The organism is Bordetella tumulicola, from assembly GCF_054779135.1.
This window is the reverse complement of sequence record NZ_BAAGYU010000006.1, coordinates 1-14,448: the sequence shown is the minus strand read 5'-3', so window position 1 is coordinate 14,448 and position 14,448 is coordinate 1. Positions and strand designations below refer to the sequence as shown.

Below are 14,448 nucleotides of genomic sequence, written 5' to 3'. Positions count from 1 at the left end.
GATGGGAACTTTGGTCTATGACCTTGCGCATGCGCGCGCTGGCGATAAGGGCAACACGTCCAGCATAGCCGTTATTGCGTATGACGATGCGGGCTGGCGAACGCTGTGTCGCGAGTTGACCGCGGAACGCGTTGAGCAGGCATTTTCACACCTGGGCGCGGGGTCGGTTCGGCGCTACGAGGTCGAGAGTTTAAAGGCCCTGAACTTTGTCATTCCCAATGTTCTGGCGGGCGGCGTGACGCGTTCGCTGCGCCTGGATCCCCATGGTAAATCGCTAAGCGCGCTGTTGTTGGGCATAGAGTTGCCGGACAACCCGTTGACATCTTGAGAGGCCGATATGTATCCCCCCGCGGAACTATTGCAAACCGAAATTTTTGCCAAGCTGCCTGAATCCCTGTATCTAACCGATCAGCCTTCCTCTTGGCTCGCTGCGCGCCACACGAAGATGCATTCATTTCTGGAGGGTCCGGCTTTTGATCGCGCGGGTAACCTGTGGTGCGTGGATCTGGCGCATGGCCGCATCCTGCGGGTCGATCCGAAAGGCAATTTCGAAGTCATTGTCAGCTACGCTGGCGAGCCTAATGGCCTGAAAATTCATCAGGATGGCCGAATTTTTGTAGCGGATCATCTTCATGGTTTGATGCTGGTTGATCCACAGGCGAAGACGATACATCCCTATCTGCAGCATGTGCAGCGCGAAGGGCTGCGGGGCTTGAATGATTTGCTCTTTGCATCGAATGGCGACCTGTATTTCACCGACCAGGGTGAGAGCGCGCTGAATAATCCCACCGGCCGTGTATTCCGACTGCGTAGCGATGGGCACGCTGTGGACTTGTTGATGGATGGGCTCGCCGGGCCCAACGGCCTCGTGCTGAACAAAGCAGAGAACGTGCTGTACGTAGCCATTACCCATGACAACGCTATTTATGCTTTGAGATTGGAACCTGACGGCTCCATGAAAAAGGCGAGTCGCTTTATTCAGTTGTCCGGCAGCACGGCGGGGCCGGACGGTCTGGCGCTGGACGAAGCCGGCAACTTGGCGGTTGTGCATGCCCAGGCCGGTACCGTTTGGTTGTTCAGTCCGCTGGGCGAGCCGCTACACCGCATACGCTCGTGTGCGGGCATGCGCACCACTAACGTTGCTTTTGGTGGGAAAGACGGACGCGATCTCTACATCACCGAAGCCGAACAGGGCGTCATCCTTCGAGCACGTCTGCCTCATCCCGGCAGACCGATGTATTCCCACATCAACTAACTACAACATACCTCTCAGGAGACACATCATGATTCTGCATCGATTGATTGCTGGCCTTGCGCTGGGCTTGGTCGCCATGACCGCGGCCCAAGCAGCATCTAACTGGCCTTCACGCCCAATCCGTCTTATTGCGACCTATGGTCCGGGTAGCTCCATTGACATTATTGCGCGCCTGATAGCCAAGCCCTTGTCTGAGCAATTGGGCCAGTCCGTCGTCGTGGAGAACAAACCGGGTGCAGGTGGGGATCTCGGCACCGACTTTGTCGCCAAAGCCGATAAGGATGGCTACACCATTGGCTTTGCTTCGGCCGGACCCATCACCGTGAATCCGAATGCTCGCGCCAAGATGCCTTACGACGCTATGAAAGACCTGGCACCGGTTGCGATGGTTGCTACGGGTCCCAATGTCTTACTGGTCAACCCTTCGCTGCCAGTGAATAATTTGCAAGAGCTGATCGCCTATATCAAGGCCAATCCGGATAAGGTGAGCTTTGCGTCGGCTGGCATGGGGACCAGCGGCCACATCGCCGGGGAAATGTTCCAGCATTTGTCGAAAACCACAATCCTGCATGTACCGTACAAAGGCAATAGCGAAGCCATTACCGATACGCTGGGTGGCCGCACTTCTATGGTGATCAGCGGCGTGCCTCCCATTCTGTCCTTCGTGAAATCCGGTCAACTGCGTGCGATCGCCGTGGCTGACGTCAAGCGTTCCCCCTTGCTGCCTAACGTGCCAACGGTCGCCGAGGCTGGCTTGCCGGGCGCGGAAAGTGTTGCCTGGTATGGCATCGTCGCGCCGGCGGGGACACCTCCCGAAATCTTGGACCGCTTGCATGACGAGATAAACAAGGCGGTTAACACCCCTGAGGTCCAAGAAAAATTTTCGAACCTCGGTATTGTCGCGGCTTCGGATTCCCGCGCAGACTTCGGCAAGCGAATGATGGATGAGCATGCTCGCTTCAAAGAGTTGTTCAAACAGATCAACCTTGTGATGGATTGATAGAACCATGTCACGTACCGTACTCGTCACGGGGGCCAGCGGGTTGGTCGGAACCGCCACTGTTGATTCATTCTTGAATGCGGGCTGGGATGTCATTGCGGTGTCGCGGCGGCGCCCCGAGGTCTTTAGCACCAAGGGCTTCACCCACCTGGCGGTGGACTTGCAGGATCCCCAAGCCTGCCGCGAGGCTTTTTCATCGTTGCCCCAGGTAACCCATGTGGTCTATGCCGCAGTCTACGAAAAGCCGACGTTGATATCGGGTTGGCAAGACCCGGAGCAGATGTCCACCAACCTGACGATGATCAAGAATGTAATCGAGCCGTTGTCGCAGGTCGCACATCTGCAGCATGTGACCCTGTTGCAGGGCACTAAGGCCTATGGTGTTCACCTGCATCCCATTCGCACCCCCGCGCGTGAGCGGGAGCCGCGCGATGATCATCCCAATTCATACTGGTTTCAAGAGGACTACCTGCGCGAAAAAGCAGCCAAATCCGGGTTTGGTTGGACGATCTTCCGGCCCACGATCGTGCTTGGCCCCAATGTGGGCGTCGCCATGAATACCATACCTGTCATCGGCATCTACGCGGCGCTATGCCGGGAAGAGGGAACGCCATTCTGTTATCCGGGCCATATTTCATATCCGCGCGAAGCGGTGGATGCTCGCCTGATTGGCAACGCGACCGTTTGGGCTGCAAGCGATGCGAACGTTTGGGGCGAGCATTACAACCTGACCAATGGTGAGGTGTTCAGTTGGAGGGACCTATGGCCAGGCCTGGCTGAGTTTCTCAACGTTGAGCTGGGTCCAGACACACCGTTGTGCCTGGCCGAGTACCTACCTAGCCGAGCCAGTATGTGGGCGAATCTCGTTAAGAAGCACGGATTGAGGCCGATGAGCATGGACCAGTTGCTTGGCCAATCGCATTACTCAGCGGACGCGCGATTTGGATACGGGTTGACTTCGGCTCCACCCCCAGCGTTTGTCAGCACCGTCAAGGTCAAACAGGCGGGCTTCACGCAAGTGCTAGACACCGAGGAGTGCGTGAAGCACTGGCTTCAAGTGTTAGCTGAGAGGAAAATTATCCCGCCGCCTGTCCTCGGTGGGGAGCGTACATCGCATCTTCCGGCCGGAACGGCTTAGCGATCAGGTCACGCCTCAAGAGTAGCCCATGCCGCCGTGCGTCAGGATGGCGCGTTCGCAGGCGCGAAATCCGGCTTCCGCCGCCAACAGTACGCGCTCGGAGTTCATCCCCGCGCTTTAGTATCGGCCCGCGGGCAAGGTGTCGTCGAGGTAAGCGCGCGCATCGGGCTTGGCGGTCAGCATGTGTCGCACCCACGCGTTACGCTCGTGTGCAGTGACCACCAACTCCCAGACGCAGGCCAGCGCCGGTGCACTTACTGGCGTGAAAATGTCCGGCTGCGTCAGCGGCGCGGACAGCATACGCTGGCACACAATGCCGCCTGAGATCCACCAGTCCACCAATAGCCATACGGCTTCCTGACCTACGTGCACGATGCAGAATCCTAGGCCATGGCCGCGCGCATCGGTAGAATGCTCGTCAAGTACGGCATACACAGCGGTGCGTACGGAGGCGACGACGGCATCGGACAGGATAGGGCCCGCCAAGTACGGATCGTGATGGATGCCGTAGATCTTGACCGCATAGCCGGCGTTGCGCCAGGTGTCGATGTGAGCGATGTGGCGGGGAACGTAAGGTTCGGGTTGAGGCGCCATGATGAGGAACACGTGAAAACCGTTGCCCCAGTTTAGCCGCTGCCCGTGCTTGACTGGATTCTTTATCAGGCCAACGACTCTTTGATGAGGTGGCGTAATGTTGTTCGCAGTCCGTTTCTACGACAGACCCGACCGGCTTGATGTGCGCAAACGCTTGTTAAACGCGCATCTTGAATGGCTCCGCGTGCACAGTGAGGTAATTCTTGTCGGTGGCTCTCTACGGCTGGACCCAGAATCTGATGCCATAGGGGCATTGTGGGTCGTTCAATGCGACAGTAAAAGTGTTATTGAAGATTTGCTTCGCACAGATCCATTCTGGTTGCATGGACTGCGGGAAAAATATGAGATTCACTCTTGGCATAAGGCTTTTTCTGAGCAAACCGCCATTTGAAATAAACGACAGTGGCTGTGCGTGACAGGACGGTCCCGGCCTGAAACGGAGCCGCGCAGCCCACCGCCAGCGCGGTCACGACACGCGTACAATCGGGCAGAGATCGCCTCAATAAGCATCCGCTTTCCCGCTGCTCGTGGTTCCAATTTTATTCAGTACCTCCAACGTCTCCTCTGATAGCGCCACCGAGGCGGCTGCGAGATTCTGATGGAGATGGGCGATCGAGGATGTCCCCGGAATCAGCAGCACATTTGGTGATCTCTGCAGTAGCCAAGCCAGCGCGACCTGCATTGGCGTCGCACGAATCTCGGTCGCCACGGCCAATAGTGCATCCGACTGTAGGGGAGAGAAGCCGCCCAGCGGAAAGAACGGCACGTAGGCCACGCCTTCGCGAGCCAGTTGGTCGATCAGCGCATCGTCGTCCCGATGCGCGACGTTGTATTGGTTCTGTACGCAGACGATGTCGCAGATGCGTCGCGCATCGTCGATCTGCTTGGCGGTTACGTTACTCAGGCCGATATGGCGAATCAACCCCTGGTGTTGTAGTTCTGCCAGCGCGATCACTTGCGGTTCTAGAGAGCCTTCCTTTGGCTCATGGACGTCCAGCATGCTGCGCAGGTTGACCACATCCAATCGGTCCAGTCCGAGATTGCGCAAGTTATCGTGAACTTGCTGCGTCAGTTCCGCAGCGGATTGTGCGAACAGCCAAGAGGCATCCTCGCCGCGCCGAGCGCCGACTTTGGTGACGATCGTCAGCTCGTCAGAGTAGGGGTGCAGTGCCTCGTGAATGATCTGGTTAGTGATGTGGGGCCCATAAAAGTCGCTGGTATCGATATGGTTGACGCCCATATTCACCGCCTCGCGCAGTAGTGCGACGGCCGCTGCTCGATCCTTCGGTGGGCCGAAGACGCCAGGGCCCGCGAGTTGCATTGCACCATAACCGATGCGTTTTACGACGCGCGTGCCGAGCCGATACGTACTGGCGAACGCAGAGGGATTGCCGAGATTGCTCATGTAGTCTTTCCTTGAGAATTTGACCGATGGGTCGTCGTTGGAAAGACTGTATGCGCCGCTTGTCTGTACGACAATACTGTATATTTTGTACAGGTCGTACGTAATTTCGTACAGTTGGTTTTCTGCGGAGACAGCATTGCACGAAACAAAGGGAGATGAGGCGCGTGGCATTGCTAATTTGAGTGCTCTGGCAGCTCTTGGCGATCTGGCCGCGTTCTTGGCGGTAGCCCGGGCAGGTGGTTTCCGCGAGGCGTCGAGACAGGCGGGTCTGAGTGCCTCTGGGCTGAGCGACGCTATGCGACGGCTGGAGACCCGGCTCGGCGTGCGCCTGCTCCATCGCACCACCCGCAGTATCGCGTTGACCGAGGCCGGCGCACGGCTGATGGATCGACTTAGCCCGGCGCTTGATGAAGTTGAGGCGGCGTTGGACGTTGTCAACGGATTCCGCGATCATCCGGCCGGCACGCTTAGATTGAATGTACCGGCGAGTGTCGCACGGTTGGTGCTGCCCGCGATCGTTCCGGAATTCATGAAAGCCTATCCAGACATCATGCTGGATGTCGCCGTCGAGGAGTCCTTCGTTGATGTACTGGCCGCCGGTTGTGATGCCGGCATCCGTTACGAGGAGCGGCTTGAGCAAGACATGATTGCCATCCCCATCGGTCCGCGTCGGCAACGGATGGCGACCGCCGCTGCACCCGCCTATTTGGCTGCGCGAGGCGTGCCTCTGCAGCCGAGCGACCTGCTGCAACACGCCTGCCTACGTGGCAGATTCCCTAGCGGATCGATGTCAGCATGGCAGTACGAGCGTGACGGGAAGATCGTCACCATTGAGCCCACTGGTCCGCTGGTGGTCCGTTTGGGCGGCGGCGTAGAGCTGGCGATCGAAGCCGCTGTAGCCGGCTGTGGCGTGATCCATCTCTTCGAGGATTGGCTGCGTCCGCAACTGGACAGCGGGGCACTGGTTCCTATCTTGGAGGAGTGGTGGGGCAGCTTCTCCGGCCCATTTCTTTACTATCCGGGACGCCGCTACCTGCCGGCGCCGCTACGCGCCTTTGTCGAGTTCGTGAAGGCCCGCCAATCAGACATTGAACGTTAATCAGTGTTCGGGAGTCGCGGGGTCTTTCGTTGTCGACGATGAGTATTCAACGCTGATGTTTTTCGTTCATTCAAGCGTGATGCCGCTTTCTTGAACGACACGTTGCCACTTGGCTACCTCGCTTTTTAGAAACTGGTTGAAAATTGTTGGTGGCGATGAGACCACGACCATTCCCAAGTCGGCAAGTGAGGCACTGACTTTCGGGGACTTGAGTACCTCTGCTGAAGCCCTGCTGATGGCCTCTACCGTGTCATGGGGGACTGCAGCCGCGGTGACTAATCCAAACATGCTGCCGACAACGTATCCTTTGACGGTCTCGTTAATGGTGGGGACATCCGGAAAGGCGGGATCACGCTTTGATGACGCCAAGGCGATCACTTTCAGGCGACCTGACTTGACCATGGGTAATGCAGATTGCATGACATCGAACATCAGGTCTACTTGACCACCGATCAGATCGGTTTGAGCGGGACTGCTTCCCTTGTAGGGAACGTGGATGAGCTTGATGCCCGCCATCTTATTAAAAAGCTCGCCCGCCAAATGCGTTGAGGTGCCAGCGCCTGGCGACGCGTACGTCAGCTTGGCAGGATTCTTTTTTGCAATTTGAATGAGCTCTTCTACCGAGTTGAACGGCGCATCAGCGCGCGCGACCAGGACAAGGCTTGACTCTGCAAGTTGTGTGATGCCTTGTAGATCCTTCAGCGTGTCGTATGGCATCGCCTTGCGGACCGACGGATTTATCGTGAACGCACTAATCACGATGCCAATTGTCTGGCCGTCAGGCTTGGCCTTGGCGACGTGGTCGACACCGATGATCGTGCCTGCGCCTGGTTTGTTCTCGACAATCACGGGTTGCTTCCATTGGGCTTGCAAACCGTCAGCCATCTTCCTGGCCAGCGTATCCGTGGGCCCGCCAGGGGGAAAAGGCACGATAAGGTGAACGGGCCCTGGAGGATAGGCCTCGGTACCCCATGCGGGTATGGAGGCCACCAGGGTGCCGACGGCTAATGCCACCGCAATGAGCGCGTTCTTCATTGATGTCTCCTCATGCCGCTTCTGCGGCTTCATTTTTGGTATTTGATGGATTTTTATTCGGCGCGTGTTTCCAGCGTCGTCGTGCGGCGAAGCTCTCTTCTGGCTGATAGATCAAAGGGCCGCCCACGATGGAGCGTGCTCCGGTTATCCCACATCACTAAATCCCCGGGCTTCCAGGCGTGCCGATAGATAAATTGAGGTTGGGTAGCGTGTTCGAGAAGATCCATTAAAAGCAAGCGGCCTTCGGCGATAGACAACTCGACGACGTGACTGGCATGGGAGCCAATGAATAGCAATGATCGGCCACTCGTCGGGTGAACACGCACTAGGGGCCAAGCAACAGCGGGAATGGCCTGCCGTTGTTCTTCGGTGTAATCCGTGTCGCCAAGCAAGAACCTTGAGTGCAGGGCAAAGTGCTGAGCATGAAGCCCTTCCAACTGCCGCTTCTTGACGTCAGGCAGTGCGTCATAGGCAGCGCGCACATCCGCAAATTCGGTTTCTCCACCGTCGCTAGGCAGGACGACGGCGTGGAGCATTGAATAGCGGGCAGGAGGCGTTTGGAAGGAGCTGTCGCTATGCCAGAGTTGATTGGCCAGATTCCCGATAATCTTCCGATGGTTTCTGTCGGCGACCTTTCCAGTTGCGTCAACGTTGGAGATATCCAGAACCGCGGCATGGTTCAGTCTATCTGGTGATTTCGATATTTTTTTGAAACCAAGGTCCAGATTTCCAAAATTCTCGGCAAAACGCAGTTGAGGCTCGGGTGAGAGGTCCTGATCGCGAAATACCAGAACCGCGTAGTGATCCATCGCTTTATCAATGGCTTCCACTTGCTGTTTGTTGAGTGGTTGCGACAGGTCGAGATCGAACACCTCTCCGGCAAATTCGGGCGTGATCGGTGATACCCGTAAACTCATAATGGCCTCCATTTAATGGAATGTAATTTCATTATAATGATTAACTATGCGGCCGCAAGATTTTTCGTAAGTCGGTAAAATTCGCTCAATGGACTTTAATTTCAAAAACGGCGTTGATCGGAAAATGAACGAGGCAACTTCTGTTGAGACTGTGGATGGTGAGGTGACTGCGCTGGCGCGTGGCCTGGCTGTACTGCGATGGGTTGCGGCGAGTGAGTCAGCGCTGACGCTTAAGGAGGTTTCTGAGGGCACATCCATTCCAAAGCCGACTGCTTTGCGTCTAATCAGTACATTGCTGACCTCGGGGTTATTGAGGCGCGTTCCAGGGTCTGAGCGGTACGCGTTGGGTCCCGGTGTCATGGCTTTAAGTCATTCGTACTTGGGGAGATTGGATATTCGAGCCGAGGCGCGACCCCACATGCGCGAATTCGCTGAGGAGTCCGGCGTGACCGCACACCTCGGCACGCGGGACCAGCTCGACATGGTTCTTCTAGAAACCGTCCGCCCAGTGTCGGCAGCACTGGTGATGAGGATTGGCGTGGGGGATCGATTGGGGTTGGCGACATCGGCGTCGGGCCGTGCCTATCTTGCGGCACTGACCGACGATGAACGAGAACCATTGATTCAAATGCTCCGCGTGCAATTTGCGCAGCAATGGCCTGCGATGGCATTGCCGCTTCAACAGGCCATAACTCAGTATCAAACGCTGGGGTACGTGTCCTCGCTCGGAGATTGGCACGAGGACGTCAATGCAATAGCCGTCCCTTTGGTCATGCCCAACGGCGAGATCTATTCAGTAAATTGTGGTGGGCCGGCTTTCAAGCTCGGCCCCGAAATCCTCGCACGCGAAGTTGCACCATCTTTGTTGCGTTGTGTGCGTGCCATTCAAGAGGCCACCGGCGCCACCCTTCCGGGAGCATAGTGTCAGTATGGAAAGAAAAATCGATATTTCGCCCTACCTGGATCTTATTCATTATGACGGCGTACTTGCGCCGTCTTTTGACACGCTTTACCAACTGCACTTCCGACATACGCAGACTATTCCTTTTGAAAATCTGTCACCGTTCACGGCAATGGAGATGCGGCTTGACGTGGCTTCCCTACTGGAAAAGTTCACCGTTCACGGGCGCGGCGGCTATTGTTATGAACACAATATCCTGTTTCAGTACATATTGGAGCAGGTTGGTTTCAAGACGACCGGCTTGGCTGCACGCGTTCGGTTGAACGTACCCGATGACGTTATCGCGCCGCGTACTCACATGCTGCTGTTGGTGGAGGCGGATGGTCAGCAATGGATTGCCGATACCGGTTTCGGCGGCATGACCTTGACGGTACCCATACGCTTTGCCATGGATGAAGTCCAGGATACGCCGCATGGACAGTATCGCTTGACTCGCGACAACGGGGTCTATCGCCTTGAAACAAGAGTTCAAGAGGCGTGGCGGATTCTCTATGCGTTTGATCTGACGCCGAACTATTTGCCAGACTATGAGGTCAGCAACTGGTACGTATCGCGCCATCCCGCTTCACACTTCGTCACCCATCTAGTGGCCGCCCGCGCCGCCAAGGAGGGGCGCCATGTGCTGCATGACACGCTGTATTCTTTTTATCCGCGAGCGGGCGAGATGGAAAAACGAAAGCTCCATTCCATTGACGAAATCAAGGGCCTACTTGAAAACACATTTCATATTGGGATCGCTGAGGTCGTCGGACTGGATGCGCGGTTGGAAGCACTGATAGTCGCGGACTGAACAGCGACGTTGAAAAAGCAAAAGGCACCGTTATCGGTGCCTTTTTAGTACTGCAGATCCGGACACCATTTACAACCCGCCTTGTGCGAGTACAGCTTTCGCTGTTGAATTCCATATCTTGCCAACCGTGTCGAAGGCCGCTGTTATCGCGGGTTCCGTCGCGCGCTCGGCGCGGCACACAAAGCTGAGTTCACATTCAAGCGACACCTGGTCGGCAATCACTAACCCCCGTGTCTGCGACTCGTGGGTGGCTATTGAATCGCGTACCAGCGATAGTCCCATGCCACTGCGTACGAGATCGAGCATCGAAGGCTCTTGATCCACCAGTGCAACACGATGGGGCTCCAGGCCCGTGAGTGAGTCTGGCCCAAATACCCGTCGTTGCAAGCGATGATGGACACTAGACGGTGGGGTGGCGATCCATGGCAGTGTTGCCAGTGTTGCCCAGTCTTTACCTCGGACTTTGTCTTCCCATCCGGCGGGCGCCAGCACGCGATAGACGAAACGCGTCAGCGTTTTACGGATGATTGATTTGCTCGCCAGCGCATCGGGGGGATTGAGGTAAAAGCCGACATCCAGTTCGCCGCGTTCAACACGGGCCAGGACTTCACCACTCACTTCCTGCTGTAGCGTCGTCTCGATCTGGGGGAAGGATTTGGCGAGGCTGAGTAAAAAGGAGCCGATGCGGGTGAATTCGGGATCAAGGATGGTGCCAATCCGTAATTGTTCACGAGCAGTGGTATGTAATGCGGCGACGGCGCTTGAAAACTCGGTCAGGGCGTTGAGCACTTTGTCCGCTAGGGGAAGTAGGGCAGCGCCCTCGGATGTGAGCACCATGCCTTGGTGCGTGCGATGAAACAGTTTGAGGCCAGTGGCCTCGTTCAGGTTCTTGATTTGCAGGCTGATCGCGGGCTGACTTCGATGCAGGCATTGCGCGGCACGGGTGATGTTACCGATGCGCGCCACGGTGGTGAACGTGCGTAGCGCTTGGGGATCAATAGGCAGATGGACGGGGCTCGGCATAGCTCTTATTATTTGTGATACTTATAAAGGTGGCAAGCATTTCTCATTGGATCATGTCGTTTCTTGTCGTCAAACTGAGCGCTTGATCGGAGAGGGGCATTAACACCGTTGATGTGAATCTCTACGACATAATAATTATCTGCGGGTATGACGAGACATGGGAATGAAGAAAAGAATGGCGGACAATGCCTTCGATTACGTCATCATCGGGGCTGGCACAGCGGGTTGCTTGATGGCGAATCGCTTATCGGCTGATGGTCGCAAGAGCGTGCTGCTCATTGAGGCGGGGGGTAAGGATAACTATCACTGGATACATGTCCCCGTCGGTTATCTCTATTGCATAGGTAACCCCCGTACCGATTGGCTCTACAACACGATGCCTGATCCTGGGCTGAACGGCCGGTCGCTGCGCTATCCGCGAGGTAAAACGTTGGGTGGGTGTTCCAGCATTAATGGCATGATCTATATGCGAGGCCAGGAGCGCGATTACAACAGCTGGGCTGACAGTACGGGAGAGGCCGCGTGGTCGTGGGAAAACTGTTTAGCGGATTTCACGCGGCACGAGGATCATTATCGACTCGATGGCAACCGAACCGATCGTGAAAGCAACTCTGATTTTGCGCGCTTTCACGGTAACGGTGGCGAATGGCGGGTGGAAAAGCAGCGGCTTCGCTGGGATATTCTCGATGCCTTTGCGCAGGCTGCTCAGCAGGCGGGGGTTCCTGCCTCCGACGACTTCAATCAGGGGAATAACGAGGGCGTCGGGTATTTTGAAGTGAATCAGAAGGCGGGCTGGCGCTGGAACGCCGCCAAGGCGTTTCTGCGACCGGCGTGCATGGCGCGTGCCAATTTCTCACTCTGGACGCACACGCAGGTTGTGCGCCTGGACTTGGGGCGCGCCAGCGATGGCGGATTGGCTTGCAAGGGTGTCGATGTGATTCGTGCGGGTGCCCGGCAGCATGTCCAGGCACGATGTGAGGTTATCCTCGCCGCGGGTAGCATTGGTACACCGCAATTGATGCAGCTCTCGGGTATCGGCCCAGGTGCATTGCTTCAGCAAAATGGGATTGAGGTGCTACTGGACAAAGCCGGTGTAGGGGCGAATCTGCAAGATCACTTGCAGATTCGGACGGTTTATAAAGTAGACGGCACTCGCACACTGAATCAGATCGCTAGCACCTTGTGGGGAAAAGCGAAGATCGGGCTGGAGTACGCCTGGCGTCGCAGCGGCCCGATGAGTATGGCGCCTTCGCAACTGGGGGCTTTCACGCGCAGCGATCCTTCGAAGCTTTATCCGAATATTGAGTTCCATGTTCAGCCCTTGAGTCTGGACGCTTTCGGGGAGCCTCTGCATACCTTCAATGCTTTTACGGCCAGCGTGTGCAATCTGAATCCCACCAGCCGGGGGACGGTACAGATACAGGGACCGGATCCCGCGCAGGCACCTGCCATCCGGCCCAACTACCTCAGTACCGAAGAGGATCGTAAGGTGGCTGCGGATTCGCTGCGGATTACGCGCAATATCGTTAATCAGCCCGCCTTGGCCGGCTACCAGCCGTTTGAATACAAACCTGGCACGCAATTTCAGACAGACGAAGAGCTTGCCCGGCTTGCCGGTGATATCGCGACGACGATCTTTCATCCCGTCGGGACTGCAAAAATGGGCCGTGCCGATGATCCCATGACCGTCGTTGATCCGCATCTAAAGGTACACGGGGTGTCAGGGTTGAGAGTTGTCGATGCGAGTGTGATGCCGACGATCATCAGCGGTAACACTAATAGCCCCACGCTCATGATCGCAGAGAAGGCGGCAAGCTGGATCCTGAGCGGGCGCTAGAAGGTGGCGACGATGGCGGCCGCAAGCGGCCGCCAGTTTAATCACGACGGCGTAATGCCGGCCGCCTCTACATAGCCTTTCCAGCGTTGTTTGTCGTGCTTGACGAAGGCATCGATTTCCTCTGGCGTGGCAGGCGGATAGGTCAAAAAGCCTTGTTCCGCAAACGTCTTTTTTATTTCGGGTTTGTCGAGCGACCTCTGAAATTCCTTGTTCAATAACGTGACGATGTCGGCAGGAGTTTTGCGCGGGGCGAATACGGCATGCCAAGTGACGACGTCATAGTCGCTATGGATGACGCTGGCGAGCGTAGGGAGTTCTGGCGCCCAAGGCAGTTGCTCGCTGCTGGAGACGGCCAGTGCTACCAGCTTACCTGCTTTGACCATCGGGGCAACGGCAGACCACGCATCGATATGAAAGGTGTTGCGTCCAGCAGCCAGGTCGGCCATTGCCGTCATGTCCTTGTAGGGGACATGGAGGACGCCTGAAGCATCGATTTTCTTGGTGAAGATCGTCCCTGCGATGTGGCTGGATGTGCCGACACCATATGAACTGAAGCTGCAATTTTTTTGGTTCTTGCGTAGATAGTCGACGAACTCCGCAGCCGTCTTGATACCCAGGCCGGCATTGGCGACCAATACCAGCGGCAGCTTGGCAGTGCGCGAGATCGCCGCGAAGTCATTATCGGGATCGAAGGGCAGGGTACGGTAGACGTACGGATTAATGCAGAAAGGCGTTGCGGTGGAATACAGCAGCGTTTTGCCATCGGCAGGAGAAATGGCGACCTGGCGGGTGCCAATGTTGCCTGCCGCCCCGGGCTTGTTCTCGGTGACGAAGTTGCCGCCCAGACGCCCAGATACATCGTTGACAAGCAGACGGGCGACGATGTCAGTGCTGCCGCCGGCGCCATAGGGCACGATGACGTTGACCTGACCTGATGGGTAGGACCCGGACTGCGCCAGCGCAATACGGGGCAAGGCGGAGCCTGCGCACAAGACAGAAAGCGCTTTCAAGGCATTGCGACGTTGTGTGTTCATCCATTGCTCCGTGAAACCGCGGCATTGATACCGGGAAGGAAAGAGGCGCAGCCGTCAGGCTGCAGGATTGGTCTGATTTGAGTCGATGCTTGGATGAATATCCAGTTATTGGATTTGGCGCGGATAGCATCTTGGGCATGCAAACCAAACGCGCCTACCGATTCCGGTTCTATCCCACGCCCGAGCAAGCGACCACGCTGGCTCGCACGTTTGGTTGTGTGCGCGTGGTCTATAACCACATGCTTAATCTTCGCTCGACGGCTTGGGCCCAGCGGCAAGAGCGCCTGGGATATCACGCGAGCTCGGCTGCGCTGACGGCGCTGAAAAAGACGGCGGACCACACCTGGTTGAACGAGGTTA

General features: G+C 56.6%; 16 protein-coding genes. 10 read left to right on the top strand and 6 right to left on the bottom strand.

What is annotated here, in order from left to right; genetic code table 11:
• Position 1: 1 nt before the first annotated feature.
• From ACYVDM_RS03995 to ACYVDM_RS03980, 4 genes are read left to right on the top strand one after another with little or no spacing between them, the layout of a single operon-like run.
• Entirely contained in the window at positions 2-328 is a 327-nt protein-coding gene (locus ACYVDM_RS03995; RefSeq protein ID WP_415788933.1) for an AtuA-related protein, read from the top strand.
• A gap of 9 nt (positions 329-337) precedes the next feature.
• Positions 338-1,255: an SMP-30/gluconolactonase/LRE family protein gene (locus ACYVDM_RS03990; RefSeq protein ID WP_415788931.1), complete on the top strand. Its 918-nt coding sequence runs from the start codon at positions 338-340 to the stop codon at positions 1,253-1,255.
• Positions 1,256-1,283: 28 nt separating this feature from the next.
• Positions 1,284-2,255 carry a Bug family tripartite tricarboxylate transporter substrate binding protein gene (locus tag ACYVDM_RS03985; RefSeq protein WP_415788929.1) on the top strand — a complete coding sequence of 324 codons (972 nt, stop codon included), beginning with the start codon at positions 1,284-1,286 and terminating at the stop codon, positions 2,253-2,255.
• 7 nt (positions 2,256-2,262) lie between these two features.
• Positions 2,263-3,393: an SDR family oxidoreductase gene (locus ACYVDM_RS03980; RefSeq protein ID WP_415788927.1), complete on the top strand. Its 1,131-nt coding sequence runs from the start codon at positions 2,263-2,265 to the stop codon at positions 3,391-3,393.
• A gap of 117 nt (positions 3,394-3,510) precedes the next feature.
• On the opposite strand, the gene ACYVDM_RS03975 is transcribed toward ACYVDM_RS03980, so the two are convergent.
• Positions 3,511-3,987: a hypothetical protein gene (locus ACYVDM_RS03975; RefSeq protein ID WP_415788925.1), complete on the bottom strand. Its 477-nt coding sequence runs from the start codon at positions 3,985-3,987 to the stop codon at positions 3,511-3,513.
• 97 nt (positions 3,988-4,084) lie between these two features.
• Between ACYVDM_RS03975 and ACYVDM_RS03970 the strand changes: the two genes are divergently transcribed.
• Complete coding sequence (locus ACYVDM_RS03970) at positions 4,085-4,378, top strand: YciI family protein (protein ID WP_415788922.1); 294 nt, start codon at positions 4,085-4,087, stop codon at positions 4,376-4,378.
• A 108-nt stretch (positions 4,379-4,486) separates the two neighbouring features.
• Here ACYVDM_RS03970 and ACYVDM_RS03965 read toward each other — a convergent pair whose 3' ends face one another.
• Entirely contained in the window at positions 4,487-5,392 is a 906-nt protein-coding gene (locus tag ACYVDM_RS03965) for an aldo/keto reductase family oxidoreductase (protein ID WP_415788920.1), read from the bottom strand.
• Between the two features lie 136 nt (positions 5,393-5,528).
• Here ACYVDM_RS03965 and ACYVDM_RS03960 point away from each other — a divergent pair, with 136 nt between their 5' ends.
• Complete coding sequence (locus ACYVDM_RS03960; RefSeq protein ID WP_415788918.1) at positions 5,529-6,491, top strand: LysR family transcriptional regulator; 963 nt, start codon at positions 5,529-5,531, stop codon at positions 6,489-6,491.
• 66 nt (positions 6,492-6,557) lie between these two features.
• Here ACYVDM_RS03960 and ACYVDM_RS03955 read toward each other — a convergent pair whose 3' ends face one another.
• On the bottom strand, positions 6,558-7,526 hold the full coding sequence (locus ACYVDM_RS03955) for a Bug family tripartite tricarboxylate transporter substrate binding protein (RefSeq protein WP_415788916.1): 969 nt from the start codon (positions 7,524-7,526) through the stop codon (positions 6,558-6,560).
• 53 nt (positions 7,527-7,579) lie between these two features.
• Entirely contained in the window at positions 7,580-8,443 is an 864-nt protein-coding gene (locus ACYVDM_RS03950; protein ID WP_415788914.1) for a TauD/TfdA dioxygenase family protein, read from the bottom strand.
• Between the two features lie 88 nt (positions 8,444-8,531).
• Between ACYVDM_RS03950 and ACYVDM_RS03945 the strand changes: the two genes are divergently transcribed.
• Positions 8,532-9,365 carry an IclR family transcriptional regulator gene (locus ACYVDM_RS03945; protein ID WP_415788912.1) on the top strand — a complete coding sequence of 278 codons (834 nt, stop codon included), beginning with the start codon at positions 8,532-8,534 and terminating at the stop codon, positions 9,363-9,365.
• Between the two features lie 7 nt (positions 9,366-9,372).
• Entirely contained in the window at positions 9,373-10,194 is an 822-nt protein-coding gene (locus ACYVDM_RS03940; RefSeq protein ID WP_415788910.1) for an arylamine N-acetyltransferase family protein, read from the top strand.
• A gap of 69 nt (positions 10,195-10,263) precedes the next feature.
• Here ACYVDM_RS03940 and ACYVDM_RS03935 read toward each other — a convergent pair whose 3' ends face one another.
• Positions 10,264-11,217 (bottom strand): LysR family transcriptional regulator, encoded by a 954-nt coding sequence (locus ACYVDM_RS03935; RefSeq protein ID WP_415788908.1) that lies wholly within the window; start codon positions 11,215-11,217, stop codon positions 10,264-10,266.
• A 175-nt stretch (positions 11,218-11,392) separates the two neighbouring features.
• On the opposite strand from ACYVDM_RS03935, the gene ACYVDM_RS03930 reads away from it, so the two are divergent.
• A complete protein-coding gene (locus ACYVDM_RS03930; protein ID WP_415789626.1) occupies positions 11,393-13,054 on the top strand; it encodes a GMC family oxidoreductase in 1,662 nt (553 codons plus the stop codon).
• Positions 13,055-13,095: 41 nt separating this feature from the next.
• Here the strand turns inward: ACYVDM_RS03930 and ACYVDM_RS03925 are convergent, their stop codons facing one another.
• The gene (locus tag ACYVDM_RS03925) at positions 13,096-14,088 is read right to left on the bottom strand and encodes a Bug family tripartite tricarboxylate transporter substrate binding protein (RefSeq protein ID WP_415788906.1); all 993 of its coding nucleotides are present in this window, start codon (positions 14,086-14,088) and stop codon (positions 13,096-13,098) included.
• A gap of 137 nt (positions 14,089-14,225) precedes the next feature.
• On the opposite strand from ACYVDM_RS03925, the gene ACYVDM_RS03920 reads away from it, so the two are divergent.
• The coding region (locus ACYVDM_RS03920) for a helix-turn-helix domain-containing protein (RefSeq protein WP_460475315.1) at positions 14,226-14,448 on the top strand (223 nt) is incomplete at its 3' end.